The sequence below is a fragment of the Vibrio hyugaensis genome, assembly GCF_002906655.1.
Taxonomy (GTDB): domain Bacteria; phylum Pseudomonadota; class Gammaproteobacteria; order Enterobacterales; family Vibrionaceae; genus Vibrio; species Vibrio hyugaensis.
The window spans coordinates 1,690,367-1,715,825 of record NZ_CP025795.1 but is presented as its reverse complement, the minus strand read 5'-3'; the positions used below and the strand labels follow the sequence as shown (position 1 = coordinate 1,715,825).

General features: G+C 45.0%; 24 protein-coding genes and 1 pseudogene. 15 read left to right on the top strand and 10 right to left on the bottom strand.

Going from position 1 to position 25,459, the window contains the following annotated elements; genetic code table 11:
- The 5 genes and pseudogenes from C1S74_RS24790 to C1S74_RS24770 form a co-directional block, all read left to right on the top strand.
- Positions 1-693 carry a hypothetical protein gene (locus C1S74_RS24790; RefSeq protein WP_045398607.1) on the top strand — a complete coding sequence of 231 codons (693 nt, stop codon included), beginning with the start codon at positions 1-3 and terminating at the stop codon, positions 691-693.
- The gene (locus tag C1S74_RS24785; RefSeq protein ID WP_045398605.1) at positions 674-1,711 is read left to right on the top strand and encodes a hypothetical protein; all 1,038 of its coding nucleotides are present in this window, start codon (positions 674-676) and stop codon (positions 1,709-1,711) included. The genes C1S74_RS24790 and C1S74_RS24785 overlap by 20 nt, the downstream gene beginning before the upstream one ends.
- The gene (locus tag C1S74_RS24780) at positions 1,677-2,432 is read left to right on the top strand and encodes a LysM peptidoglycan-binding domain-containing protein (protein ID WP_045398604.1); all 756 of its coding nucleotides are present in this window, start codon (positions 1,677-1,679) and stop codon (positions 2,430-2,432) included. Before C1S74_RS24785 ends, C1S74_RS24780 begins: the two co-directional genes overlap by 35 nt.
- A gap of 236 nt (positions 2,433-2,668) precedes the next feature.
- Positions 2,669-3,619: a hypothetical protein gene (locus C1S74_RS24775; RefSeq protein WP_045398602.1), complete on the top strand. Its 951-nt coding sequence runs from the start codon at positions 2,669-2,671 to the stop codon at positions 3,617-3,619.
- A gap of 50 nt (positions 3,620-3,669) precedes the next feature.
- Positions 3,670-3,895, top strand: a pseudogene (locus C1S74_RS24770) (cation:dicarboxylate symporter family transporter); the annotation flags it as partial.
- A 99-nt stretch (positions 3,896-3,994) separates the two neighbouring features.
- Here C1S74_RS24770 and C1S74_RS24765 read toward each other — a convergent pair.
- The 3 genes from C1S74_RS24765 to norR all read right to left on the bottom strand — a co-directional run bounded on the left by C1S74_RS24765 (position 3,995) and on the right by norR (position 6,963).
- Positions 3,995-4,528 carry a cytochrome b gene (locus C1S74_RS24765; RefSeq protein ID WP_045398601.1) on the bottom strand — a complete coding sequence of 178 codons (534 nt, stop codon included), beginning with the start codon at positions 4,526-4,528 and terminating at the stop codon, positions 3,995-3,997.
- A gap of 157 nt (positions 4,529-4,685) precedes the next feature.
- Positions 4,686-5,333: an HAD family hydrolase gene (locus tag C1S74_RS24760; protein ID WP_045398599.1), complete on the bottom strand. Its 648-nt coding sequence runs from the start codon at positions 5,331-5,333 to the stop codon at positions 4,686-4,688.
- Between the two features lie 97 nt (positions 5,334-5,430).
- Entirely contained in the window at positions 5,431-6,963 is a 1,533-nt protein-coding gene (gene norR / locus C1S74_RS24755) for a nitric oxide reductase transcriptional regulator NorR (RefSeq protein WP_045398598.1), read from the bottom strand.
- Between the two features lie 190 nt (positions 6,964-7,153).
- Here norR and norV point away from each other — a divergent pair, with 190 nt between their 5' ends.
- From norV to C1S74_RS24725, 6 genes are all read left to right on the top strand, one after another.
- Positions 7,154-8,656 (top strand): anaerobic nitric oxide reductase flavorubredoxin, encoded by a 1,503-nt coding sequence (gene norV / locus C1S74_RS24750; RefSeq protein ID WP_045398596.1) that lies wholly within the window; start codon positions 7,154-7,156, stop codon positions 8,654-8,656.
- A gap of 10 nt (positions 8,657-8,666) precedes the next feature.
- Positions 8,667-9,815, top strand: coding sequence for an NADH:flavorubredoxin reductase NorW (gene norW, locus C1S74_RS24745; protein WP_045398594.1), 1,149 nt, complete (start codon positions 8,667-8,669; stop codon positions 9,813-9,815).
- A gap of 42 nt (positions 9,816-9,857) precedes the next feature.
- Complete coding sequence (locus C1S74_RS24740) at positions 9,858-10,196, top strand: TehB family protein (RefSeq protein WP_045398593.1); 339 nt, start codon at positions 9,858-9,860, stop codon at positions 10,194-10,196.
- 320 nt (positions 10,197-10,516) lie between these two features.
- The gene (locus tag C1S74_RS24735; protein WP_039839931.1) at positions 10,517-11,374 is read left to right on the top strand and encodes a DUF2608 domain-containing protein; all 858 of its coding nucleotides are present in this window, start codon (positions 10,517-10,519) and stop codon (positions 11,372-11,374) included.
- A gap of 424 nt (positions 11,375-11,798) precedes the next feature.
- Positions 11,799-12,122, top strand: coding sequence for a DUF3302 domain-containing protein (locus C1S74_RS24730; protein ID WP_045398592.1), 324 nt, complete (start codon positions 11,799-11,801; stop codon positions 12,120-12,122).
- On the top strand, positions 12,122-13,117 hold the full coding sequence (locus tag C1S74_RS24725; protein ID WP_045398591.1) for an HlyD family secretion protein: 996 nt from the start codon (positions 12,122-12,124) through the stop codon (positions 13,115-13,117). Before C1S74_RS24730 ends, C1S74_RS24725 begins: the two co-directional genes overlap by 1 nt.
- 65 nt (positions 13,118-13,182) lie before the next feature.
- Here C1S74_RS24725 and C1S74_RS24720 read toward each other — a convergent pair whose 3' ends face one another.
- From C1S74_RS24720 to C1S74_RS24705, 4 genes are all read right to left on the bottom strand, one after another.
- Positions 13,183-14,088 (bottom strand): LysR family transcriptional regulator, encoded by a 906-nt coding sequence (locus tag C1S74_RS24720; protein WP_045398590.1) that lies wholly within the window; start codon positions 14,086-14,088, stop codon positions 13,183-13,185.
- 144 nt (positions 14,089-14,232) lie between these two features.
- Positions 14,233-15,168 (bottom strand): ADP-ribosylglycohydrolase family protein, encoded by a 936-nt coding sequence (locus tag C1S74_RS24715; RefSeq protein ID WP_045398588.1) that lies wholly within the window; start codon positions 15,166-15,168, stop codon positions 14,233-14,235.
- Between the two features lie 201 nt (positions 15,169-15,369).
- On the bottom strand, positions 15,370-16,602 hold the full coding sequence (manA, locus tag C1S74_RS24710) for a mannose-6-phosphate isomerase, class I (RefSeq protein WP_045398587.1): 1,233 nt from the start codon (positions 16,600-16,602) through the stop codon (positions 15,370-15,372).
- 77 nt (positions 16,603-16,679) lie between these two features.
- Positions 16,680-18,587: a PTS fructose transporter subunit IIABC gene (locus C1S74_RS24705; RefSeq protein WP_045398586.1), complete on the bottom strand. Its 1,908-nt coding sequence runs from the start codon at positions 18,585-18,587 to the stop codon at positions 16,680-16,682.
- Positions 18,588-18,969: 382 nt separating this feature from the next.
- Between C1S74_RS24705 and C1S74_RS24700 the strand changes: the two genes are divergently transcribed.
- Entirely contained in the window at positions 18,970-19,812 is an 843-nt protein-coding gene (locus C1S74_RS24700; protein ID WP_005451367.1) for a helix-turn-helix transcriptional regulator, read from the top strand.
- A gap of 23 nt (positions 19,813-19,835) precedes the next feature.
- Here C1S74_RS24700 and C1S74_RS24695 read toward each other — a convergent pair whose 3' ends face one another.
- Together C1S74_RS24695 and C1S74_RS24690 are read right to left on the bottom strand one after the other, a co-directional pair.
- A complete protein-coding gene (locus C1S74_RS24695; protein WP_005432062.1) occupies positions 19,836-20,612 on the bottom strand; it encodes a PTS sugar transporter subunit IIA in 777 nt (258 codons plus the stop codon).
- A gap of 12 nt (positions 20,613-20,624) precedes the next feature.
- The gene (locus C1S74_RS24690; RefSeq protein ID WP_005441202.1) at positions 20,625-20,924 is read right to left on the bottom strand and encodes a PTS fructose transporter subunit IIB; all 300 of its coding nucleotides are present in this window, start codon (positions 20,922-20,924) and stop codon (positions 20,625-20,627) included.
- Between the two features lie 232 nt (positions 20,925-21,156).
- On the opposite strand from C1S74_RS24690, the gene C1S74_RS24685 reads away from it, so the two are divergent.
- Positions 21,157-23,028 (top strand): fructose-specific PTS transporter subunit EIIC, encoded by a 1,872-nt coding sequence (locus C1S74_RS24685; RefSeq protein ID WP_045398585.1) that lies wholly within the window; start codon positions 21,157-21,159, stop codon positions 23,026-23,028.
- Between the two features lie 63 nt (positions 23,029-23,091).
- On the opposite strand, the gene C1S74_RS24680 is transcribed toward C1S74_RS24685, so the two are convergent.
- Entirely contained in the window at positions 23,092-23,979 is an 888-nt protein-coding gene (locus C1S74_RS24680; protein ID WP_045398583.1) for a LysR family transcriptional regulator, read from the bottom strand.
- A gap of 101 nt (positions 23,980-24,080) precedes the next feature.
- Between C1S74_RS24680 and C1S74_RS24675 the strand changes: the two genes are divergently transcribed.
- Both C1S74_RS24675 and C1S74_RS24670 read left to right on the top strand, forming a co-directional pair.
- Positions 24,081-24,449, top strand: a complete 369-nt coding sequence (locus C1S74_RS24675; RefSeq protein WP_045398581.1) for a DoxX family protein — start codon at positions 24,081-24,083, stop codon at positions 24,447-24,449.
- Between the two features lie 116 nt (positions 24,450-24,565).
- Positions 24,566-25,444 carry an NAD(P)-dependent oxidoreductase gene (locus C1S74_RS24670; RefSeq protein ID WP_045398579.1) on the top strand — a complete coding sequence of 293 codons (879 nt, stop codon included), beginning with the start codon at positions 24,566-24,568 and terminating at the stop codon, positions 25,442-25,444.
- The last annotated feature ends 15 nt before the right edge of the window (positions 25,445-25,459 follow it).

The window sequence follows — 25,459 nt, the reverse complement described above, 5'->3', positions numbered from 1 at the left end:
ATGAGAACATTATTTTTATTATTAACTTCACTAACGAGCTTTCTAACTCACGCGGTTGCTGTAAGCAGTTTGTTTGAAGTTGCAAACGAAGAGCACTTTGCTGATTTTTCTATTACGAATAACGATGGCAAAGACATGTTCATAAACCTCGAACTTGCGCAAGTTGCTTATGTTAATGGAGAGAAAATCGTTACTAAGGTAAACAAAGATAACTTATCGAATTGGACCTTCTCTGTATCACCTAGTCAGATAATTTTAAAGGATGGTGAAACTAGAACGGTTCGAATGAGAAACGATTGTGCTAAGCAAACATGTCAATTCAATGAAGACCAAGTCTATGCAGTTGATGTTAACCCATATCCTTATGTAGGTGAGGGGGAAGATTCTGCGGTTTCAGTTGCTTTTGGATACCGTATCTACTTCATGGATCCCGCTTCTGAAGTGCAGTTAGATTACGAAATTAAGCGTGTCAATAACAAAGAGTTTAAGTTCACGAATAAGAGTAACACTATGTTAAACGCTGTAATTAATACGTGTGAAAAAGGGTTCTCAAGTAATTGCATTTACCAATACAAGCTATTGGCGGGCTCAGAAAAAGTATTCAAGCTACCTGCAAATTACGTCGGGAAGAAGAACATTGTTATCAGGGTGATAAATGCAAATGAGAGTATTAATGAACAAGTATCTATATAGCCTGTCACTCGTTGCGATAGCTAGCTTAAATACAGGGTTGGCTTATGCCTCTAACAACATTACCGCTAAAGTGGTTGGTAGCGAAGTCACTTGGATGAACGCCAACGTTGTTGGGGGAGAGGTCGTACAGCAGATCTGGCAGCCTAGTAGCTCATTTAATTTGTTGCCTGTTCATAGTTGGAACCCAAGCTTTCAAAAGAGTCCGACTTCAACGCTCACTTTTAGCTCAACAACTGGGGTTCAGGTAACCACGACGTTCCAGCATACAGGGGTTCAATTTAGTACAGCGAGTCCCTTCAGCGTAACGAACAATTCAAACGCGGATACTTGCAGTTATGAAAGTTCAGCCGGAAGTCAGTTCATCTTAAGAGACAACAGTACATGTCGTGCTAGCTATGACTTAAATGCGACTAGAAAATACAAGCCGTTTGACTTTTATAGGAGCTCGTACAAGTTGGATAATCTTGTCGAAGCCTTCAAAGCAGCAAATGCCCCATCGGGTATTTATTATGCAACGGTGAGTTTGCCTATTACTTACTATATGAAATATGGCACGACGACCACTTACCAAAGTTACAATGATACGACGGTCTTTACTATTGACTATAAACCGTCCTTTATTTCGGCTGTGGACGTGGCTGGTGATGGAATATTTTCTCTTTCATATGATACGGGTAATCACAGTGTTACAGGGACGACGACCTATGAGATTAGTATTTCAGGCCACATAGAGCCAGGCATTAAGATGCAGGTCTTCTCTTCAGGGACCGCTGACAAGTTTGAATTGGAACATACGGCTTCAACCGATGTTATTCCATATAGTTTATTTTGTTCGAGATGTGTGAACAATAATATTGTTGAGGTTGGAGAGCTAAAACAGGCGACGTCGAAGATTCCATTTGTTGGAAAAACACTGGACTTTGATCTGGTTTTCTCTTTTGAAGATCTTTATTTTGGAGATGTAAATGAGGGAGATTACAGAGATGCAGTTACCGTTCGGTTTGAATTGGATTTATAGTTCACTTCTACTTGTTTTAATGTCTTCTCAATCCGTGTTTGGGTATGAAAAGTCGGCTAATATTGGTGTATCAACAGGTTTTTACAATATAAAAGAAGACCCAAATACAGACAAAAATAATAGCTATTACAGTTACTTTATAGATTATACGTTAGATGATTATTTGCTTAAGGGGCAAATGCACCACTCATCTAATGGTTACTTCCAGCGTTACTTTGGGTTGGAAGCTGGGTACATGTATGAGTTTGATGACATCTACTCGATTTATCCAATAATCGGAATAGACTTTATTGATAGTGGAGTCGAAAGCAAGTTGGGACTAGGATTTTCAGTATCATTATCGAATTACTTTGATATTTTTGTTGAAAGTAAATTTAGTCGCTCTAATCCTTATGGGGATTACTTTGTTGAAGCGGGTTTAAAGTTTAAGTTGTCTGACTTTGATGAGTCAAGAACGGCCTCACTGGAAGAAGAAGTTGAAGACCTTGTTCCTCAAGGGGAAGTCCTTCTGATTAATAGTGACACATTCTTGAAAGATAATAAGAGTGATATTAGCCATCATCGAGTGTGCATTGACCCTTATGTTATTGTTTATGGTGATACGCTGTCTAAAATTGCACGAGATTGTAAGATATATTTAAAAGATCTTTTGTTCTTGAATCCTAAGTTCAAAAGTAATCCAGATTTAATTTATCCAAATCAGGTTGTTATGTTCAAATAGATTATATTTCCTAGCCATTTTAAAATTGTTGGTCAAGTATAAATAAAAATCTGATTTTTTAATATCAGAATTTAAACATGAGAGTAGACCCATTTTTGTGGTGGCGTTTTATTTTCTTACGTTAAATGTAGGAATATTCCTTTTTTTCTATTCTTTATCGTATTTCCTGGTATTAATTTTTTGTTTGTTGATAATTGTATTTTTACGATTGGTAATGATCTCCGAAGGGGATTTTAATGTTAAAGTTTCATGAATTCTTAAAAGAAGTAGTATTTAAAAAGATTCCTAGGAAGGAATTAATAATTAAACTTCATTTAGAATATGATGAATTCAAAGGACTGGATAATATTACAATGAGTCGTTGGACGAATGGTGTAACTAAACCATCACCTCGTCGACAATTGATTATTGCTCATGCAACAAAATGTTTAAATATTTTTCTAAACCAGTGTTATGCCCCTAAAGTACCTGTATCTTTAGAGTCGCAATATAGAAAATTTCTAAATCAGTTTAATAGCCATTATCACGCGATTATTCTGAATCCTGAGCTTAATTCCAAAGTTTGCCATTTTAAAGGCAGTAACTCCGAAGCCCATGAAATATATGGTGATTACACGTCTAAAATCAATATTACGTCATCAAATTTAAAGAACTTTGATGACTACAATAAGCAGTACATTGTCGATGTATTCTATAAAGGGAACGTAGAAAAGAAACTCCCTGAGTCATACATGTACTTTCATCAAGAGATTGGTGTTCTGTTTGAAATTTTGGGGCTATCTGCCGAGGAGTATGCGGTTAAGTCGGACAAAGATGCTTTGTTTTTCGGGTTGTCATTTTTTAAGAATTCAGATGACTACGAGCTATTGTTTGGCTTGGTTCTCAACTACGTCGTTCGATACCATTTCAGCGTAAAGAGTGCTTTCTTTACAGCAAGAGGCAGGGAAGATATGTCTTTATACGAAACGTTAGGGGCAGAGCAGCTAGCGTTGATCGACAGTTCTAAGGATTACGGCAACGTTTACCTTTACCAAATTGATTTACAAAAAATTCTTAGTCATCCTATTTTTCTGGGTTTAATCATTAAGTACAGCCCGATTTATGATCAAAAGTATGAGCAGATCAAGGATGGTGGAGTTGAAGTCGAAAGGCTTTTTCAAGAGAAAGAAACGCTCTTGGCGATGTAAAGAGATATTATTTAAGTATTATCAACAAAGCCATCACCGTAAAGTGATGGCTTTTTGTTTTTTGTATTATGGCGATGGTCTCTTCAGTGGACGCACTAGGTATGCCTTATAGCTCTAGTCTGGTATGCAGATTGTTCTGATATTGCCCGGATTCAATTAGAGGAAATCACCATTCTGTTGGTGATAGAAAGACCGCTGGATACGTTTTGCACCGCAGTTAATGTAGAAGGGGATTTGGTTGCGACGCTTGTGATCGACCGTTGGCAGAAGAAGTAAGTGACGGATGATTATGCTCGTGAGCCCAGTGAAATGCTGGTGAACTAAAAGCAAAACGCACTCCCAATCGAGAGTGCGTTTTTGTCTCTAAATAGAAGCCTATGAGCGACCAAGCATGCGAGAAATCGTGCCATCTTTATCTATGATTTGATGCTTGATTGCGCCTGCAACGTGGAGAGCAAACACAAAGATCAAGATTTCTACCGCAGAGTGGTGAACGGTCGAGCCGAGTTCTTTAAGCCAAGGGGTTTCTGGACCTTTAGCAATGATTACCCAACCAAAGATATCAACGGCTCGACCACCACCTGCGCTCATCGCTATACCAGAGATAGGCATTGCCAAGGTCGCTAGGAGAAGGATCCCGTGAACCGCTTTAGCTGCTTTGTCTTGCCAAACTGGCATTTCAGATGCAGGTGGCAGAGCACCTTCTTTTAAGCGCCAAATCAGACGGATAGAAGCAATAATCAAAATGAGCGCACCTACCGATTTGTGCAAACCATACCATTCGCCTTTCTCGGGCCCTCGTGGCAAATCGACCATGTAAAGACCAAGCGCGAATACACCGATAAAGGCAAGCCCTGTTATCCAGTGCAATGTAATGGTTTGCCAAGTTAATGGCTTTTTGCTGAGCATAATGTAATCCTTGTTTTATTTGTGGTTATGTAGGCGATTATCCATCAATATTATGAATGCCACCATGGCATTAAATGTAAAGTTGGGTAAATATTATTCATAAAAAAAACGCCCCGGAATTCGGAGCGTTTTTAGGGGATAGGTGAGCGAAAATTAGTTACGCTTGTTTTAATCCTGCTAATACATCATGTAGCGAAGGGACAATAGCGTGATCAAATGCGCGCACTTCTTCACAAGGATCAACAAGATCTGGGATCTGGAAAGTCACCATGTTGGCAGCAACGGAAGAGCGAACACCATTGTTTGAGTCTTCGAAAGCTAGGCATTTACTTGGGTCGATGTTTAAACGACTGGCGGCAAGCAAGTAAATCTCTGGATCTGGCTTGCCGTGTGATACTTCACAACCAGTCGTCAGGTTATCGAAATACTTGCTCAAACCTGCCAATTCTAACTTCTTCTGAGCAACTTCTTTTGCTGTTGATGTTGCAACAGCGGTAGGAATGCCTTTTTCTTTCAACCACTCAAGTAGTTCAATCACACCGTCTTTCACTGGTATCGCTTGGTGCTTTACAACCGCATCGTATCGGGTTCGCCATTCTTTATGCAAACGGTCGAGGTCTTCACCATACGCTTTACGGAAAATCACTTCGATGCCCGCCGCATTACGACCAATGATAGAAAGGTAAACATCTTTGTGAAATGGAAGATTTTGCGCTTCACATGCTTCTTGGAAGACACGCATACACACTCGCTCTGTATCGAGGAGTAATCCATCCATGTCAAAAATAGCAGCTTGAAAATTCATTACTTTATGACTTGTCGATTGAGATGGCGCATTTTGACACAAGCAACATCGATTTTCCTGCGGAATTCCACCATCTCACACGCTTTTTACCCAATCCCTATTTTATTCTTAGGCGTTTCGCTAAGCGGTGCAAATTACCGTTATCTAATTCAAGCTGACGTGCCGTTGCTGCCCAGTTGCCTTGGTTTTCTTCCAGTGCTCGAACAATCATCGCTTTTTGGAAGGCGTCAGTGGCAGGTTTCAATCCGCCTTCTGGTAGCTCAGGCCGAGAGTTTTGTTCCGTTTCTTCAACGTTATTAATGTTCTGATTCGGCGTTCGGATATCAAAATCTTGTTCAACTAACTCAATGTCCATGGCGTGGGTACGCGCTTTTGCCAAAACACCAGCACGTTTAATGACATGCTCAAGCTCTCGCACGTTGCCTGGCCATGAATAGTCTTTGAGTGCTAGCACCAAAGTGGGGGACAAACGAATGCTGTTCAATCCAAGTTTGCTTCTTAAGTGCTCGGCAAAGAAGCCAGCTAACAACACCACATCGTCTTCACGCTTACGAAGAGGTGGAACATGAAGCGGGAAAACGCTTAAACGATGATATAAGTCAGCTCGGAAACTACCAGCGGTGACTTCCTCATGCAAAATACGGTTGGTGGCGGCGACAATGCGTGTGTTGACTCGAATATGGCGGTCATCACCCACACGTTGGATGTCGCCGTATTGTAGAGCTCGAAGTAACTTGGCTTGCAGCTCTAACGACAGTTCGCCGACTTCATCTAAAAACAGTGTGCCGCCGTCGGCTTGTTCGAACTTACCCTTACGATTGCTGATTGCACCTGTGAATGCGCCTTTGATATGGCCGAACAACTCGCTTTCCGCGACTGATTCTGGCAGCGCCGCACAGTTGAGATAAACCAAAGTATTGCTAGAGCGACTAGAGCGATGGTGAATAGCGCTCGCAACCAACTCTTTACCCACGCCCGTTTCTCCCATCACTAGCACAGACAATTCAGTATCGGCGACTGCATCAATCTGCTCTTGAAGATTCTTCATCCCCTGAGAGTTACCAATGATTTCATTACTTAAGGTGCGTTTCTCGGCGTAAGAGTCGCGTGGCAGGCTCGCTTGTGTCTCTAGTTGTTCTAGTAGGAGTGCAGTGTGTAGGCCACCTGCTGCCAACGCGCTGACAAAACGTAACTCTTGGTTGCGTAGCCCATCAAATTGGTTGGGGTCGAAGGCGTCAATCGTAATGGCACCAATCAGTTGATCGTCGATCAGCAGAGGTAAACCAATGCAGGAATGGACATGCAGTTTGTCATCGTGGTTTGGAATCAAGCCATCGTATGGATCAGGTAAGTCGCTGTCGGAGGGAAAGCGCACGATATCGCCTGCTCGGGCAATGGCTTCTAATCTTGGGTGCTGCTCAATGGAGAAACGGCGTCCAAGCACTTCTTTCGCCAATCCATTGATTGCTAAAGGTTTAAAGTGCTGGTCTTCATATAAAAGAAGGGCAGAAGAGTCACACTTCAATACCTCTCGAATCGTGGTTAATAACGTATCGAAGCGAGCCTGTTGAGTGAGCGCCGAGTTAAGGTCTTGCGTGATGTGTAGCCATTGCGCGATTAAAGAAGTCATAGCCAATACCGATTGTGTCAATATGACTATTGTAGTGTCTTAATGACAATTTTCAACTGTGTATAAATGACAGTTGTTAAAATTGGATTTTAATTAAAGTGTTGAAATATATAGCAATTAAAAGTTGGCACGCCCAGTGCAATACAAGAAGAAATTATTTTTGTTTATCCCGTCATTCAAGGTAGTAATTATGACAATTCACGTAAAAAACAACATCCACTGGGTAGGTCAACGCGATTGGGAAGTTCAAGACTTCCATGGTACAGAATACAAAATGACAAAAGGTACCAGCTACAACAGTTATCTAATTCGTGAAGAGAAAACCGTACTGATTGATACGGTCGATCATCGATTCAGTCAACAATTCATCCAAAATTTAGAAATGGAAATCGACCTTAAGTCTATCGACTTTATCGTAGTAAACCATGCTGAAGAAGATCACTCAGGCGCATTGTCTGCATTGATGGAGAAGATTCCGAACACGCCAATTTACTGTACAGAAGCGGCGATTGATTCGATTGTAGGTCATCACCACCATCCTGAGTGGAACTTCAAAACCGTGAAAACGGGCGAGAGCATTGATATTGGTAACGGTAAGCAATTGGTGTTCGTGGAAGCGCCGATGCTGCATTGGCCGGACAGCATGATGACTTACCTAACTGGCGATGCAGTGTTATTCAGTAACGACGCATTTGGTCAGCACTACTGCGATGAACGCTTATTCAATGATGAAGTGGACCAAAATGAGTTGATGGAGCAGTGTTTACGTTACTACTCAAACATCCTAACGCCATTCAGCAGCTTGGTAACAGCCAAAATCAAAGAAGTGCTGAGCTTCAATCTGCCTGTAGACATGATCGCAACATCACACGGTATTGTATGGCGCGATAATCCCGCTCAAATCATCGAGCAATACTTGGCGTGGGCAGACAATTATCAAGAAGATCGCATTACGATTTTCTACGATTCTATGTCAAACAACACTCGAATGATGGCTGATGCAATTGCGCAAGGTATTCACGATGTCGATCCTGGCGTGGCGGTCAAAGTCTTTAATGTCTCTAAGCATGATAAGAATGAAATTCTCGCCAACGTATTCCGCTCAAAAGGCATCTTGGTTGGTTCGTCTACCATGAACAACGTCATGATGCCGAAGATCGCAGGCATGCTGGAAGAAATTACCGGTCTGCGCTTCAAAGCCAAGAAAGCCGCTGCGTTCGGCAGCTACGGGTGGAATGGTGGTGCGGTAGACCGTATCCATGCTCGATTGACCGACGCAGGCTTTGAAACCGCAGTGAGTTTGAAAACCAAATGGCGACCAGATGGTAAAGCGATGCGTGAGTGCCGTGAACATGGTCAGAACATCGCGAAATTGTGGGCGAAGCATAACTTGACGAGCCCAGTTCTTGCTCCGGCGATTGCGGCGTCTGCACCACAAGTTCAATCCCAACCCGCTGCGCCATCGACAACACAAGCGGCAGTAGATGCTGCTCCTAGCAACCCTAGTACCGAGGCGCATCCCGCAGATTGTCAATGCATGGTTTGCACCGTTTGTAATTGGGTTTATGACCCAGCTAAAGGCGAGCCTAACCAAGGCGTTGAACCGGGTACGGCATGGTCTGAAGTGCCAGATTACTTCCTATGCCCAGAATGCCACTTGGGTAAAGACGTCTTTGTCGAATACAACGGGTAAGGGGGCAAATATGCAAGCACCTATTGTGATTATTGGTAGCGGCTTTGCGGCTTACCAATTGGTGAAAACAGTGCGTCGAATGGACGCACATATTCCGCTGCAAGTGTTTACTGCTGATGATGGCGCGGAATACAACAAGCCCGATTTGAGTCATGTATTCAGCAACAAGCAAACTGCCCAAGACTTAGTGGTTAAAAGTGGTGAGGCGTTTGCACAGGAACACAACATCGAACTGTTCGCCCATACCATGATTGAGCATGTCGACGTGCAAGCTCAGCAAGTGGTAGCCAACGGCCAAACCTATCCTTACTCCAAACTGGTGTTTGCGACAGGCGCGAAAGCCTTTGTGCCGCCAATATCTGGTGATGCAGCACCGAAGGTGATAACGCTAAACTCGCTACAAGAATATCAATTAGCGGAAGAGCAAATCAGCCGTGCGAAACGAATTCTAGTAATGGGTGGTGGTTTGATCGGCGTCGAGATCGCCATGGATCTCGCAACCAGTGGTAAAGCGGTTACGGTGGTTGAGCCGAATCCCCGTTTGCTCGCTAACTTGATTCCTGAATTCGTTGCATTGCCGCTCGAGAATCAACTTAAGCAGCAAGGTATTCAACTTGCCTTGGAGACTGGGGTTGTTGCGATCAATCATTCAGATGATTCGCTGGTGGTAAGCTTGAGCAAAGGTAAAACAATCGAAGCTGATGTGGTGATTTCAGCGGCGGGTTTACGTGCTAACACTTGGTTAGCGAAGGCTTGTGGGTTGAGCGTGAATAAAGGCATCAAGGTGGATACTCGACTACAGACATCAGCAGCCAATGTGTTTGCATTAGGTGATTGTGCTGAGATCCAAGGTCGAATGATGCCGTATCTCCAACCGATCGTGCTAAGTGCCAATGTGTTAGGCAAACAGTTACTGGGGCAAGAAGCAGAGTTGAAACTACCGCCTATGATGGTAAAGGTGAAAACACCGAGTTATCCAATTCAATTAGCGGGCGATTTTAGTTCGGTGACGAGTTGGAGTGTGCAGATTTCTCAAACTGGCATTGCCGCGAAGGCAGAAGATGAAAATAGCCGACTCATGGGCTTCGTCGTGACGGGAGAACAAGTTACGCAAGCATTTCCATTACTTCGAGAGTTGTCTCAAGCCGCTCAGGCTTAACCGATTTACACGAAAAGAATTGTAATTAGAGAGGGTATCATTATGTCGCATCTACGAATTCCTAAAGACTGGACTGTTCAACGTTCAACGCCTTTCTTCACTAAAGGCAATGTGCCACCAGCGCTACTGACTCATCACAATACCGCTGAGGGAGTGTTTGGACAGCTGTGCGTCATGGAAGGGCAAGTGACTTACTACGGCTTTGCTGATGAACACGCCACAGAAGCAGAAGTAGTGGTGGTGATTAATGCAGGCCAGTTTGCTACCAGCCCACCGCAGTACTGGCACCGTATTGAGATGAGCGATGATGCTCAGTTCAACATCAATTTCTGGTCGAATAAGGACAAGAGTGGGCAAGCGATGTTCCACGCGAAGAAATAACGCATACAGAAGTTAATACAGCGCTAATTTGTCGGGAAGAAGCGTTTACTATCAAGCTTAATCATTGAGCGCAGGTAAAAGGGCAGAGATTCGTCTCTGCTCTTTTTTTGTTTGTCGCAAGCTGGCGCCTTGAAGCACTGAAACTTTGTGGGAGATCCGATGAGCGGAGTTCCAAAATGAAACCTTGCTCCCATTTATGTGATGGACATCAACTATATAGTCGGAACGTAACAACAAGTTACTGTGTTTTTGTTATGTTATAACGTAAGTGTTGTTTGACGAACTCGAGCTAGTCGAAACAATCAAACTAAGGAAATACTATGACGCTAAAAAAAGCGGTTCTATTTTGCGCTCTGTCTTTTGCTACTAATGCAATGGCGGATGTGGTTGTCAAAGATACCAACAGCTTTAACGACGTTGCGGCTAAAGTAAACCAACTCAAACAAGCAGGAAAAAATCCCCTGATTGTGGTCGATATTGATAACACATTGCTGACTTCAACGTCCGATATCGGTGGTGATATTTGGTACCAATGGCAACGAGGCAAACTCGATGTGAAGCCAAAAGAATCTGACAAAGTAGATTGCCTGTTCCAAGACTCTATTGGCATGCTGTACGAACTGGTTCCGATGAAAACCATTGAAAGTGATGTACCTGCCATGCTTCGTGGTTGGCAAGATGAAGGCTTAACGGTTATGGCGTTAACGTCTCGCTCTCCGAACTATCGTTACGCGACCGAACGAGAGTTAATGCGTAACCAATTCGATATGACTCGTACCGCGCTTAAGGAAAAAGGGGCGGAATCTTTGCCGGTTTATATTGATAACCCTGAGCGTCCGATGAGTTACATCAACGGCGTCATGATGACCACGGGAATGAACAAGGGCACCATGCTTGAGTACATTCTGGATAAAACAGGTCAAAGTTTCAGTGACGTCGTGTTTGTCGATGACAGCAAAAAGAACGTCGTCAACATGGAAAATGCTTACAAAGACGACAAAGCGATCGATATGACGATTTTCCACTACACGAAGGTGGAGCACGACCGCATTGCTGCCAATGGCACGGTGCTAACGCAAGAGCAAGCCAACAAGATGGCAAGTGATTGGAAAGCGTTAAACAAAGTCTTAGACCAGATCGCCCCAGCGCGTATTGGTGATACTTGTTTAGGTCAGTAGACAGATAAAAGTGATTTTAGGTTTGTTGCTTGTGCCGGGTTATTAATACCCGTTTAGAGAGATGGAGGGGTCCAATCGATTTTTTCGGAATATTTACTGGTCTTGCAACCTTATCCAAAGCGATATCAATATTGGTATCGCTTTTTTCTATCTGTAGAAAGCGAGATTCGATCCTGTTCTGCTTATTATGAAACCATTCATAACTTGAATGGGTATAGAGGTCTAACTTGATGATTTTATGGACAATTAAATATCACTAAACTGTCATTTAAACAGGAATCAATAGTCCTGATGTAAGCCTCATCCTACTATTTCTTCATTGCGACGGAGCGACAAGCTTAAGGAAAGTCATCACTCAGTTACGTTTTAGCAGTGTTTAGTGCGTCTTAAACGTCTAGAACGTCTTAAACTAGGAGCTTCCACAATGAATTTAACCCTGGACTACGCCTCTCTGGCGATCTTATTTGTGGTGCTGTTGATTCTGATTTTTGGATTGATTGCCCTGCACGATATTCCCTACGAAATTGCGAAAAAACGTAACCACCCTCATGCCGATGCGATTCATGTTGCGGGATGGGTGAGCTTGTTCTTCCTCCATGTGATTTGGCCGTTCCTTTGGATCTGGGCAACCATGTACGACGGAGAGAAGAAAAACTGGTTAGGTGCTAAGCCTTCGATATCTCAACAAGATTACGAGCAGCTGTTGGCCCGCATCCATCAACTTGAGCAAGCGAAAGGGGAAGAATAATGGAAACACTCATCATCCTAAGTTACGTAGCGCTGTGCGTTATCGTGTTTCGAGTTTTTCGTGTGCCTAAAACCAAGTGGACACTCACCACCGCGTCGGTCATTGGCATGTTCATCGTTGGTTGGATCTTTCTCTACATGGCGATGTATCAACCGGTTTCTCGCATGGCGCGTTTGTATAGCGTGACGACGCCAATCACGTCTCAGGTAGAAGGCATGGTTACCCAAGTGTATGTGCAAGGAAACCAGCAAGTGAAAGCGGGTGATCCACTTTATCAAATTGACGACACGCCATTTAAAGACAAAGTGAACCGTATTCAAAGTGACATCAAACGCACGGAATCAGCGATTGATTTTTACCAATCTGAATTAGTGAGATACAAAAAGCTGGGAAGCAAAGGTTACTCTTCTCAAGAGAAAATCGACAACATTGAGAACCAATTACTTGAGCAAAAAGCCAATCAAAGCAAATACCAATCAGAGCTTGAGGTTGCGCAGTTTAATCTGAGCAAAACCACCGTTACCGCACCAACGGATGGCTATGTCACGCAAGTGGCGCTGCGTCCGGGTATGAAGAGTCGTATTGTGCCATTTCAAGGCAACCTGACCTTCGTCCACAAAGAAGACAAACAACTGTTTGCTGCATTTAAACAAGCACCAGCACGATATGTGAAAGTCGGTTATCCGGCGGAAGTGACCTTCAATACCATTCCCGGTCATGCTTATCAGGCGCATGTGACACAAGTGAATGACATTTTTGCTCAGGGCGCGGTATCACCATCAGGGAATATGAAATACCCAGAGCAAATTCCTGCGGGTGGCCGAATCTTAGTGAAAGTGGAATTGGATAATCCAGACTTAGTCAAAGACATGCCATTGCCATCCGGCACAGATGCACATGTCGCGGTGTACTCACCGAAATGGGAAATGTTCAGTATCGTACGTAAAGTGATTCTTAGAATGCAGAGTTGGCAAAACTGGCTATTCGAAGGCTAATGACATCAAGGGCAAGGCAGTAGGCTTTGCCCTTTTTCTATGGGTGTACTGCTATTGCTCGTCTGTTACTCAATGGATTGAGTGACCGCTTGTTTAATCGCATTCCTTAGCCATTCATGCCCTTTGTCGTTCTTTTGTGATTGATGCCAAGTCATATAAATAGGCACCTTATTGGTTTCAAAGGGCAAAGGGAAAGCGTTCAATCCGAGCTTGCTTGTCAAGTTGTCAGAGAACCAACGCGACGTAACGCAGATCCAGTTGGTTTGAGACACTAACTGCAGCGCTGTCATGGTCGAGCCGGTGGAATACGCCACTTGTCTCGGGGGAAGCGTATCTTCGATGATCAAAGAGTCTAAAGCGTTGGTGTTAAGTCGCTGCGTTCGCCAAGTTACATGAGATTCACGCATGAAATCGTCGTACGTGAGCTCGTCCTGAATACGAGGATGATCTTGGCTTACTGTCACCATAAGTTCCTGTTCAAACAGCAATTCATTGTGATAACCATGATCCGTCAAAGGCACGGTAGCAAGGATCACATCCACGCGTCGGCGTCTCAAGTCGTCTTGGCGGTCTTGTTCGTTCAAGTGTTCCACATCTGCTTCAATAGAAACCAAGGGCGCATGCTGGGATTTGTATTTCGCTAAGGCTGGCACGAGCATTAAATCGATATCTTTATGGCTAGAGATTCGAAACGTACGTTGGCTGGTTTCTGGCGTGAATTCTTGACGAGATTTCGAACCGTTAATCAATAGACTTAAAGGCTCTTTGATTTCTGCGTGTAGCTCAATCGCGAAATTCGTCGGCACAATACCTCTGCCTTGACGAACAAAGAGGGGATCTTGGTATTGATCTCTTAACTTGTTGAGTGCGTGACTCACGGCGGGCGCAGTGATGTTTAACGCGGTAGCGGCATCGTTGACACTTTTTGACTTCATGACCGCATCAAACGTTTTTAACAAGTTAAGGTCCATAGGCTATCTCTTTGATTTGCTTTATCTTCAATGTAGGTGGATAGCGTAAAGATTTCGAGGATTATTTCTGTCAGGCAAGATTCAAATCATCACCAACGAAAAGACCAGAGTTTGGGTTCTGTTCTTTTCGCTGGTTGAAGAGGGTTATAAACACTGCAGTAAACGGCGAGGTAGCGCGGTTTGATCCATCCAATGATTTGGAATCGACATTGGCGTGTCGTAGTAACTTGCCCCGAGAATGGCACCGAGCGGAATAGCTCGCCCACTTGAATCGCCGCCACAGTAAATGTTCTCACGCATGGTGGTTTCGTAGCTTTCTGAGTTCATCAACAAATGACAAATCACCACAAATGAAGCGTCTAAACCGCAATGCATTCCAACGGACTCCGCAACGCTGGTGGCGGTTCTGCCGCTCATCGCCTCTGCACGTTGAATATCGTTAGCAATCTTTGGAGAAACCGTCTGAGCTGCCATTACACACGCTTTGGGCGCAGCGCCTTGCAATGCCATCTGAATCATCACTGCGACAGCTTGGGCATACATAACTGCGGTGTCGTTGTTATTGGTAACCCTCACGGCGGAGTCGACCAGTTTAGCGAGTTTGTCATCATCGGAATGAAAAGCCACCAACGGCGGAAGCTTAGATAATGCAGGGTTTTGTGTGTCGTCAGCCCCACATAGGGTCACACGCAGCTCTTTGGCTTCCAACTCATGAATGTTGAGCAGTGTTTGCTTAGTTGGTTTGTCTGTATAACCCTGCCATTTACCACCAAAATCAAACCATTCTCGAAAGGAGCGAATGTAACGCGCCTCGTCGTAGTGTCCGGTTTGAACCAGAGCATCTAACATGGCAACAAGCTGTGCGCCATAGTGGGTGAGGTCACCGACTTGCTTGCTACCGTGGGCAAAATAACCTTTGTCATGGTATTCAGTTCGGTTAGGTTGATGAAATTCCGGATGCGGAGAACCAAACTGCCTGATGAGTTCTTGATCGTAAAGCCAATGAAATCCGAGAGATGCTGCATCACCGACGAGTGCGCCGATAATGGCATGAAGAGAGCGAGCGTTTCTATGAGTCATCTTGCCACCTTTATCAACAGGGCTACTCAATAAGTCTTACACAGTTTCTTGGTTTTGTAGGGAAATTTTTCTGTTTTGGATCAAGACTATAGTGCTCAATTAACCATTGCTTTACTAGGGTTAAAAAGACTAAGGTTAAAAGCAAAACGCCCCGCGAGTGGCGAGGCGTTGGTTTTAGTGACGTACTATTAATAATAACGATTAACTGTAAGCGCGTGCGACACGACCTTCACAATCCAAAGTAACCTGTTTTGCGTAAGCCGGAATGAAAACAGATTGTCCTTTTTCAATTACGCATGTTTCGCCGTTTGCGTGAGTTAGCACAAGTTTGGTGTCCAGAGGCATAAGGATCTCAGCGGTTTGAACTTCTAGAGTGCGTTGGTGAGCTTGCTTAACGATGGCGAATTTGAAATCGTCCACAGGAATTGGGTATTCCAACATATCGTCGATTTCGTTTGGTGCGAGCAATAAGCTGTCGAATGGCTTCTCGTTGAAGCGTGTACACGCAACGAGTTCTTTCACGTCCATGTATTTTGGTGTCAGACCCGCGCGCAGTACGTTGTCTGAGTTCGCCATGATCTCAAGACCTGTACCTTTCAAGTAAGCGTGTGGCGTTTCTGCATCTAAGAACATGGCATCGCCCGGTTGTAGGGTAATGACATTGAGCATCAGTGGTGCAAATAAACCAATATCGCCAGGGTATTGCTTCTCTAGTTCAAGAATGAGGTTGAACAGAGGTAAGTCGGTGATGCGAGCTTGAGCCAATAGCACCGTCAACGCCATCTCTTTCTGTTCGCCCTCTAGTGACAGTAGACCCGAGAAGAAGGTCGCCAAGCCAGTTGGCGTTTGGTTTGCGATAAGGTCACCCACCAAGCCTTGCAGCTCAGGAATCGCCAGCTCAGAGAAGAAGCTGATGATTTCACTTGTTGGGCGGAAGCCATTCATCGCTTGGTATTCGGTTAGCGCGTAAACCAACTCAGGTTTGTGGTTTGGATCTTTGTAGTTACGGTTTGCAGCGGTTAGGGGAATGCCTTGTTTTTCTTCCAGTGCAAAGCCTAATTCTGCTTGTTGTTTGTTTGGGTGAACCTGAATCGACAGTGCTTTCTCAGCGGCAAGCACTTTAAACAGGTATGGAAGTTCACCAAAACGGTTTGTGACTTCTTCACTCAGAAAGGCATTCATGTCTTGAGCAATCAGTGAAGAGAGTTTGGTCTCCTCACCGTTTACCATCACCAATGAGCAACCGTTTGGATGCGCGCCCATCCATACTTCTGCTTGTGGTTCGCCCGTTGGGTTTTCAATGCCAAACAGTTGGTTAACAGAAGTAGTACTGCCCCAAGCGTAGTTTTGAATCACGTTGTTCATCAGGAAAAACATCGGATGCTTAGCTTGAGTTTGAATCGTTTGTGTATCGGACATCGTTAAATCAGACATAGAGTGTCACCATGAGAGAAAATCATGGCTTGGGCGACATTGCCCAAGCCATAGGAGCCATTTGGGGGTAGGGGTGATTAAGCGGCTGCTTGCATCATTTTTGCTTTGCGAACTTTCTTCAGAGTTACACACGTTACTGCGGTAACTACTGCGCCAGCTGCCATACAAATCAGAGCAAGTACTGGGTGGTTCATCGCGCCAAGTAGAGCCACAACTGGACCGCCGTGAGCAACACTGTTGGTAATGCCGAATGAGAACGCCATTACTGCCGCTACCATTGAGCCAAGTACGTTTGCAGGAATCACTGACATTGGATCTTGCGCTGCGAACGGAATCGCACCCTCAGAGATACCAACCAGACCCATTGCACCAGCTGCTTTGCCCGCTTCGGTTTCTGATTCTTCGAACAGGTCGAACTTACGACCAAGCGCCGTTGCCAGTGCCATGCCTAGAGGTGCAACAGGGATTGCACACGCCATCGCACCCATAAATTGAGTTTGACCGCTCGCAATCATGCCCACAGAGAATAGGAACGCGACCTTGTTGAATGGACCACCCATATCGAAGCCAGCCATACCACCAAGTACGATGCCTAGTAGAACGATGTTACCTGTACTCATGCTTGTTAGTAGCGCAGTCAGACCGTCCATTAGGCTTGCGATTGGCGCGCCGATAACGAAGATGAAAAGACCAGCGATGAATAGCGAGCCTGTGATTGGCGCAATCATGATTGGCACTAAAGGTTGAATGAATTTGTGGTAGTTAATCGACGTAATCCACTTCACGAAGTAACCCACAAGCAGACCAGCGATGATGGCACCGATAAAGCCTGTACCTGCGTCTGCGCCGTAGAAAGAACCGTTGTTTGCAATCCAACCACCGATCAAGCCAGGAGCTAGAGCAGGACGGTCAGCAATCGCGTAAGCAATGTAACCGGCTAGGATTGGGATCATCAGCGTAAAGGCAACCACACCGACGTTGAGGATTTGGTTCCACATGCTGCCTTCAGGAATTGCCATGCCAGCTTCACTTGGCTGACCACCGACGGCAAGAGCAAGTGCAATCAACAGACCACCCGTTACAACGAATGGGATCATGTGTGATACGCCATTCATCAAGTAGCGGTAGAGGTCAGATCGAGCCTGAGAGGCTTTGTTTGCCACAGACGCTTGTGCATTGCTGCTTGCTTCTGCTTGGTATTCTGGAGCGCTTAACGCTTCGTTAATCAGACCTTGAGCATCGCGGATAGGGGCTTTTACGTTGGTTTTAACCACGCGTTTGCCCGCAAAGCGGTTCATGTCGACTTGTTTGTCACACGCTACGATGATTGCGTCTGCACGTTCGATTTCTTCTGCGGTTGGGCTGTTTTTCACACCGATTGAACCGTTGGTTTCAACCTTGATTTCGTAACCCATCGCTGCTGCACCTTTCTCTAGCGCTTCTGCCGCTAGGTAAGTGTGCGCAACGCCCGCAGGACAACCAGTAACACCAATGATGAAACCTTGGTTTGCTGGTGCGTCTGCCACTGCTTGCGGCTCTTCTTTAGCAAGTAGGAGTGCCAGTGCGTCTTGGCTGTTTGCTGTACCTAAGAATGCATCAATGAAACCATCTTCAATCAGTTTTGAAGACAGCTCTGCAAGTACTTCGATATGGTGGTTATCGCCACCGTCTGGAGAAGCGATCATGAAGAACAGTTTTGAAGGCAAACCGTCTTCTGCGCCGTATTCGATACCTGATTTGCTTACGCCGATCACAACCGCTGGTTCAAGAACCGCGGCACTTTTCGCGTGTGGGATAGCAACGCCATCCTCAAATCCGGTGTTACCTAATTCTTCACGTGCTTTTATATCTGCAAGAAATTGCTCTTGGTCTGAAATACGACCTTGGGCGTGTAGAACTGCAACCAGTTCTTTAAATACGTCTTCTTTTGAAGTCGCTTGAAGATCAAGCTTAATCAAGTCTTCATTTATTAGTTTGGTGATCATTGTCGAACCCCTATAAATATAATTTTTATTTCAGGGGTATTTTGAAATTAACCAAGCGGAGACAGTAGTGAAGAAAAAATGCATTTACTGGACGATTGTAACCGCCCGACTAGAGTGTGATGTAGATCGTCTACTGGATAAACTTACTGCATATCTGTGACATTATGTGGAAGTCAGTGAACCATAAGTGAAATGTGTTATTGCTCCCATATATAAGGCTTTGAAGACTTTGTTGATGATTTACTAGACTGGATAATTGATGCGTTAACTGGATTTTTGTAACCTTAAAATGGAAGTGTGATTTTGCTCAATAGCACAAAAATCCAGTAGGGTGTATATCTATAGGTATAGCATCATGGATGCGTGTTTAAGAGTACGTAAAATGATTTTTCATGATTTGATTTCATCAGTATTAAACGAGCGAGAACCATTCCACAATATATGGTTTGCTGGTGATTTTCATACACCACCTGAATTTAGCTATCAGGTTAACTTCCCTCGATTAGAATTGGTCTTATCTGGTGAATATATTAATGAAATGGAAAGTCATGATCGCAAAGTGACGCATATCGTGGCGAAAACCGGTGATGCGATATTTATTCCGCCTAACTGTTGGAATAAACCTGACTGGGATACAGATTGCTCGGTATTAAGTATTCTCTTCGGTCGCCGTCAATTGGGTTTGAGTCTCGTGTCCAAACGTAAAGGGGAAGCGAGCTTTTACGATATCCAAAAGCACAGTATTCAAACTCGTTCTGGATTTGCCATTGATAATATCTTGGAAGCGCTGAGTTCATTGGCTCGTGAGTGTAATAAGAAGCCAATGGATGAGTTGTTGCTGCAAGCCTTGTTGCAATACGCTAAGTCGATGTTAGATGCGCCTATTGAGACGCAGGCGCACAGCCGAGTGCAAGATCTGTATCAGGGCATTTGTATCTACATCCAAGAGAATTTCCACCGCCCAATCACACGTGACAGTATTGCGTCGAGGTTCAGCATCTCTTCTAACCATTTGTCGCGTTTGTTCCGTCAGCAAGGTCACATGACGTTAGCCGATTACATTACGTGGGTACGGGTAGACCGAGCGAAGTTTATGCTCAAGAAATACAACTTTAAGTTGAATGAGGTATCGGTGCGCTGTGGATTCAAAGATGTGAACTACTTCTGTCGAGTCTTTAAGAACCGAACGGGCAGAACGCCGACGGAATATCGCGGTTCAATCTAGAACAGAAATCAAAACGGTAAAGACTAAGCAAGCAGCCTCGACATGGCGTACATCAGAAGCGCCTGCAAGTCGACGCTGCTTTTTGTTAGCAGTAAACGTTCAGCCATTTGGTCGGTCAGCAGGTTACGAGTTAAGTTGGTTGCCGCGATGATGTGCTCGCGTGTGGGCTTCGCTGGCATTACTAGTGCTATAGCAAGATGCACTTCACCCATTTTGGATGCCCAATCCATTGGAATCTCGTTCGCGATAACCGCGACAGAAATGTGGTCCACACCTTCGAACATGACGTGGGGCAGGGCAATGCCCGGTGTTACTGCGGTCGAGGAGCGTTCTTCGCGTTTGATAAAGGCGAGAATGAGTTCGTCTGGGTGAATCGGATGAATAAGCTGAGCTAGCCCTTTCAAGCACTCGAACTTGGTGAGTTCAGTGTGCGCTTTGGCGTAATGCCATTGGATTTCACAAGGTGGGCAAATCTGGGGAAGTCGCTCTGCAAGTTGGCTTGAGAATTCGTAATTAATGTGGGAGCCCACAACGGTAAAGTTCTCAGCAATGATGTCTTTGATAACGAAACAGGCAAGCTCGGCATCAATACCGATGGCAGTGATTTGGCACAGGTCGCCTTGCTGCAAGCCGACCTGTAAAACCGCGACTGACTTGGTGAGTTCAGCGATGCGGTTTTGGGTTATGTTGATGATGTGTATGGTGCTTTTGAACTTTTTGGCGACGCGATTGAGGGGCTGCGCTACGTGAGCACTAGCATTAATATCGTCGACAAAAAAGGTGATTTGGTATTCGTTCATCAGCACAGCGTATCATCGACAGTGCACGAGGAACACTTTATCGACATTGAGTAACACATCTTCAATTGGGATTTGGACTTTGTTGGTGCCTTCAAAGCGGGCTGGTTGCTCAATCTCAATATCGGACACAATTAAGACACGATCCGCCTGTGCAATGTCGTGGGGAGTGAGCTGATTCTCAATACCCATCGCACCTTGCGTCTCGACCTTAATTTGTACGTTATGCTTAGGCGCAGCTTTCATTAGAGCATCTGCCGCCATATAAGTATGAGCGATGCCTGTAGGGCACGCTGTCACCGCTACGATTTTCATGTTCTATCCATTTTATTTTTTGTGGATTTTAGCATAGTGGTCGACGAAAGGATGGATTTAAAGCAGATAATCGCAAGAGCTCTATCACAGTTTAAATCTCATGTTACATTAATCCAGTTAATGCACTTTTTATCCTGTATTGAAAACAGAAAGTGTTGGTTACTCTGTACACAGTCATAGATGGAACAAATAACTCATGACTCACGAGCGTGAACATTGCAAGGTACAAACAATGGACATATTAAACCTTATTGAGCCGGAAACCATTTGCTTGGATTTGCAGGCTCAAACCAAAGATGAAGCGCTCAAAGAGCTCGTCGAATTGTTGGACGCGGCGGGCAAGCTCACTAGCAAAAGTCAGTTCTTGGCGGACATTTGGAAACGAGAAGAGATTGGCAATACCGGCTTTGACGAGGGTATTGCCATTCCTCACGCCAAAAGTAATGCAGTCGCTAAACCCGCAGTCGCAGTGGGCATCAGCCGAAAAGGGATTGATTACGGCGCTGATGACGGCGAACTGTCTGACGTATTTTTTATGCTGGCTTCTCCGGATGGGGATGACCATCATCACATCGAAGTCTTGGCACAAATTTCCACCAAAATCATTGAAGATGGTTTCGTCAATAAGTTAAAAGCGGCGGAGTCAGTTGAGGAAGCGCGCGAGCTACTTACTGATATTCAATCAAACGCGAATGACTCTGGTATCGACCCTTTGGAATTTGCGTCTGAGCCACTCAGCCCTTGGGCGCAAAAGCTCGGCAGAATGAAGGAACACTTGCTGTTTGGCACCTCACATATGATTCCGTTTATTGTCGCGGGCGGCGTGTTGTTGTCTCTGTCTGTGATGATTTCAGGGCATGGTGGCGTTCCGGAAGAGGGGATACTGGCAGATATCGCTGAGATGGGTATCGCAGGTTTGACGCTGTTTACCGCGGTATTGGGTGGTTACATTGCCTATTCGATTGCGGATAAGCCGGGTCTGGCTCCGGGTATGATTGGCTCATGGATTGCGGTTAGTCACTACAACACCGGCTTCTTGGGCGCGATTGTGGTCGGATTTTTCGCCGGCTTTGTGGTTTGGCTGCTGAAGAAGATTCAATTGCCGGACAGCATGAGTTCGCTCGGCTCGATCTTTATCTACCCACTGGTTGGTACGTTTGTCACCTGTGGCGCTGTGATGTGGGTGATCGGCTCACCGATCGCCAGCGCAATGACAACCATGAACGATGTGCTTACGGGTATGGCGGGCTCAGGTAAAGTGATGTTGGGCACTGTACTGGGTGCAATGACTGCGTTTGACATGGGCGGCCCCATCAACAAAGTGGCGACCTTGTTTGCTCAGACACAGGTGAATACTCAGCCGTGGTTGATGGGTGGTGTCGGTATTGCGATCTGTACCCCACCTCTGGGCATGGCGTTAGCGACTTTCCTATCGCCAAGTAAATTTAAACGTGATGAGCGTGAGGCCGGTAAAGCGGCGGGCATCATGGGTATGATTGGCATCAGCGAAGGGGCGATTCCGTTTGCAGCCGGTGACCCAGCACGCGTACTGCCTGCGATTGTTGCTGGTGGCATTGTCGGTAACGTCATTGGTTTTATGTTCCATGTAATTAATCACGCTCCGTGGGGCGGCTGGATTGTACTGCCAGTTGTAGACGGGAAGATTGGCTACATTGTTGGCACAATCGCAGGCTCGTTTACCACAGCATTGATTGTTATTGCGCTTAAGAAGACAGTCACAGAAGACGACAGTCCGGTTGGTCAATCTCAAGCTTATACGTCTGTGCAAGGCGAGGGCGAAGCAGACATTCTTGCCGTGACGTCTTGTCCATCAGGTGTTGCGCACACCTTCTTAGCGGCGAAGTCATTAGAAAAAGCTGCCTGTGCGTTAGGCATTAAGATCAAGGTCGAAACGCAAGGTGCGAACGGCATCATTAACCGAATCACTGACAAAGATATCGCCAAGGCGAGGTTTGTTATCTTCGCTCACGATGTCGCCATCAAAGAGCCGGAACGCTTTAGAAAAATGAAGGTATTGGATGTCAGCACTAAAGACGCGATGCTAAATGCAGCAGCACTGTTGCAGGCGAAAAGAATCCCTTAAGTATGTAGCCCCCTAACTAAGGCTATCTGCTAGTTAGCTCCATCATTTTTGATGGAGCTTTTTTTATCCCTCAGAAAAGTGCTTAATCAAGAAATCAATAAAAGTGCGAATGCGCTGAGGTTGGTACTCACTATCTTTGTAAACCAAGTACATTGGTAGCTTAACTGATTGATATTGAGTTAATACTTGAATTAACTCACCATCGTTGAGCTCTTGTTCTACCATCCATTTTGGCATTGCAGCGATGCCTTGCCCTAGCTTTGCCATTTGCATCAGCATCTCAGGGCTATCGCTTCGAACCTGCTCTTTCACTTTGACTTTAATGGTTTCATTACCATCGTTGAAACGCCACAAGTTAGACGGATTGGAGAGTGAGTAGGTTAAGCAACAGTGCGTACTCAAATCGTTAGCACTGAGAATAGGAGCGCGCATGTCGAGGTAACTGGGAGACGCGAAGTAAACCAATTCGTTATCCATCAACCAGCGCGCTTTTAAACCCGAGTCTTTTAGGTAGGCGGCACGAATCGCGATATCAACATTGCCTTCAACTAAATCGACAAACTTATCCGAAACCGACACATCAACGCTAAGCTCTGGATGTTGGTTGAGAAACTCATTCAGTGGCGCAGATAACAAGCGAACGCTAAACGCACTCGGCACTGAAAGCTTGAGCTCGCCAGAGACCGACGCTTGTTCTTGTCTAAGCTGCGACTCGAAGGAATCAATTTGTTCTGTGAGTGTCTGTGCCAATTCGAGATATTGTTTTCCACCAGAAGTTAAGCTGATAGCGCGAGCATGACGATGAAACAAGGTGATGCCGACTTCACTCTCAAGCCAAGCGATCTTCTTGCTCACCGCACTCTGAGTGGTATTGAGCTCGTTAGCCGCGGCAGTAAATGAACCTAACTGAGCGACACGAGAAAAGACTTTCAAACAATCAAATTTATCCATGACGCATTCCTGTTTGGAATGATTAGTAGCTAAATATTACCCTCCTTAAGTTTTAAGTGGAATGCTTTAATACTTCCATCATTTGTTTGGGAGTTAAAATTATGGTGTTTATTCAAGGGTTGTTAGTCGCGTTTTTCTTGTTTGCCAGTTCGGTCAAAATCATCGGTTGGGTGAAGCCGATTTTTGAGCCACAGCTCGCTTTCTTTCATAAATATGGGTTGAATCGTGCCGCTATGTTTTTGGTTGGACTGGTTGAGGTGACGGGTGCAATTTTGATGTTAATTGGCTTGTTATCGACGAACAACTTGTTAAGTGCGATAGGTGCAAGTTTTATTGTTTTCACCTCCGTTGGTGCGATGTTTTTCCATTTTCGTTTTGATACTTGGAAAGATGCGATTCCGTCAATGGTGACGCTTTTATTATCACTTTTGGTGGCTTCGCCTTTAATTGAGTTTGTTGCGCTTATTTAAGACGAAATTATTGCAAGTAATGTTCTGAAATCTTTAGTAACATGTTTCAAATATTAACTGTTTCAAATAGTAATAGTTTCAAAACGTCACTTATTTCGAATTCAAGGAGGCTTGCAATGGAAAAACTAAGAGTAGCATTTATTGGTCTGGGTGTGATGGGATACCCAATGGCTGGTTACCTAAGTAAAGCGGGCTTTGAAACCAAAGTATACAACCGCACAAAAGCGAAAGCCGACAAATGGGCTGAAGAATACCAAGGCGTGGCTTGTGAAACACCACGTGAAGCGGCAGAAGGCTGTGACATTGTTTTTACCTGTGTGGGTAATGATGATGACGTTCGTAGCGTTGTTTACGGTGAAGAAGGCATTCTGGTTGGCTTGAAAGCGGATGCAGTGTTAGTGGACCACACAACGACTTCTGCAGACCTAGCGGTTGAGCTGGCTGAAGCGTGTGTTAAGTACGGCAATCACTTCATTGATGCGCCAGTTTCTGGTGGTCAAGCGGGCGCAGAAAATGGTGTTCTAACCATCATGTGTGGTGGTGAACAAAGCATTTTTGATCGTGTCTCTCCAGCGATGGATGTGTACGCGAAGCAGATGACGCTACTGGGTGAAAACGGTCAGGGTCAACGCTGTAAGATGGTAAACCAAATCTGTATTGGTGGCGTTTTACAAGGTCTGAGTGAAGCTTTGCTGCTGGCACAAAAATCAGGCTTGGACATCGCTCAAGTTGTAGAAACGTTGAAGCACGGCGCTGCAGGTTCATGGCAGATGGAGAACCGCGCAAATACGATGGCGGAAGATAAGTTCGGCTTTGGCTTCGCTATTGATTGGATGCGCAAAGACTTGGGTTTCTGTCTGCAAGAAGCAGAGCGAGTGGGTCTAGAGCTTCCACTGACTAAGAAAGTGGATGAGCAATACGCAGACCTTCAACGAGATGGTTTAGGTCGCATGGATACATCAGTACTGATCAAAGCGGTCGCTAAAAATCAGTAGTTGATGAATCAGTAA

What these genes read in the sequence shown, in the direction of transcription:
- C1S74_RS24790 (WP_045398607.1), top strand. Translation starts at nt 1, where the DNA reads ATGAGAACATTATTTTTATTATTAACTTCACTAACGAGCTTTCTAACT.
- C1S74_RS24785 (WP_045398605.1), top strand. Translation starts at nt 674, where the DNA reads ATGAACAAGTATCTATATAGCCTGTCACTCGTTGCGATAGCTAGCTTA.
- C1S74_RS24780 (WP_045398604.1), top strand. Translation starts at nt 1,677, where the DNA reads ATGCAGTTACCGTTCGGTTTGAATTGGATTTATAGTTCACTTCTACTT.
- C1S74_RS24775 (WP_045398602.1), top strand. Translation starts at nt 2,669, where the DNA reads ATGTTAAAGTTTCATGAATTCTTAAAAGAAGTAGTATTTAAAAAGATT.
- C1S74_RS24765 (WP_045398601.1), bottom strand. Translation starts at nt 4,528, where the DNA reads ATGCTCAGCAAAAAGCCATTAACTTGGCAAACCATTACATTGCACTGG.
- C1S74_RS24760 (WP_045398599.1), bottom strand. Translation starts at nt 5,333, where the DNA reads ATGAATTTTCAAGCTGCTATTTTTGACATGGATGGATTACTCCTCGAT.
- norR (WP_045398598.1), bottom strand. Translation starts at nt 6,963, where the DNA reads ATGACTTCTTTAATCGCGCAATGGCTACACATCACGCAAGACCTTAAC.
- norV (WP_045398596.1), top strand. Translation starts at nt 7,154, where the DNA reads ATGACAATTCACGTAAAAAACAACATCCACTGGGTAGGTCAACGCGAT.
- norW (WP_045398594.1), top strand. Translation starts at nt 8,667, where the DNA reads ATGCAAGCACCTATTGTGATTATTGGTAGCGGCTTTGCGGCTTACCAA.
- C1S74_RS24740 (WP_045398593.1), top strand. Translation starts at nt 9,858, where the DNA reads ATGTCGCATCTACGAATTCCTAAAGACTGGACTGTTCAACGTTCAACG.
- C1S74_RS24735 (WP_039839931.1), top strand. Translation starts at nt 10,517, where the DNA reads ATGACGCTAAAAAAAGCGGTTCTATTTTGCGCTCTGTCTTTTGCTACT.
- C1S74_RS24730 (WP_045398592.1), top strand. Translation starts at nt 11,799, where the DNA reads ATGAATTTAACCCTGGACTACGCCTCTCTGGCGATCTTATTTGTGGTG.
- C1S74_RS24725 (WP_045398591.1), top strand. Translation starts at nt 12,122, where the DNA reads ATGGAAACACTCATCATCCTAAGTTACGTAGCGCTGTGCGTTATCGTG.
- C1S74_RS24720 (WP_045398590.1), bottom strand. Translation starts at nt 14,088, where the DNA reads ATGGACCTTAACTTGTTAAAAACGTTTGATGCGGTCATGAAGTCAAAA.
- C1S74_RS24715 (WP_045398588.1), bottom strand. Translation starts at nt 15,168, where the DNA reads ATGACTCATAGAAACGCTCGCTCTCTTCATGCCATTATCGGCGCACTC.
- manA (WP_045398587.1), bottom strand. Translation starts at nt 16,602, where the DNA reads ATGTCTGATTTAACGATGTCCGATACACAAACGATTCAAACTCAAGCT.
- C1S74_RS24705 (WP_045398586.1), bottom strand. Translation starts at nt 18,587, where the DNA reads ATGATCACCAAACTAATAAATGAAGACTTGATTAAGCTTGATCTTCAA.
- C1S74_RS24700 (WP_005451367.1), top strand. Translation starts at nt 18,970, where the DNA reads ATGATTTTTCATGATTTGATTTCATCAGTATTAAACGAGCGAGAACCA.
- C1S74_RS24695 (WP_005432062.1), bottom strand. Translation starts at nt 20,612, where the DNA reads ATGAACGAATACCAAATCACCTTTTTTGTCGACGATATTAATGCTAGT.
- C1S74_RS24690 (WP_005441202.1), bottom strand. Translation starts at nt 20,924, where the DNA reads ATGAAAATCGTAGCGGTGACAGCGTGCCCTACAGGCATCGCTCATACT.
- C1S74_RS24685 (WP_045398585.1), top strand. Translation starts at nt 21,157, where the DNA reads ATGGACATATTAAACCTTATTGAGCCGGAAACCATTTGCTTGGATTTG.
- C1S74_RS24680 (WP_045398583.1), bottom strand. Translation starts at nt 23,979, where the DNA reads ATGGATAAATTTGATTGTTTGAAAGTCTTTTCTCGTGTCGCTCAGTTA.
- C1S74_RS24675 (WP_045398581.1), top strand. Translation starts at nt 24,081, where the DNA reads ATGGTGTTTATTCAAGGGTTGTTAGTCGCGTTTTTCTTGTTTGCCAGT.
- C1S74_RS24670 (WP_045398579.1), top strand. Translation starts at nt 24,566, where the DNA reads ATGGAAAAACTAAGAGTAGCATTTATTGGTCTGGGTGTGATGGGATAC.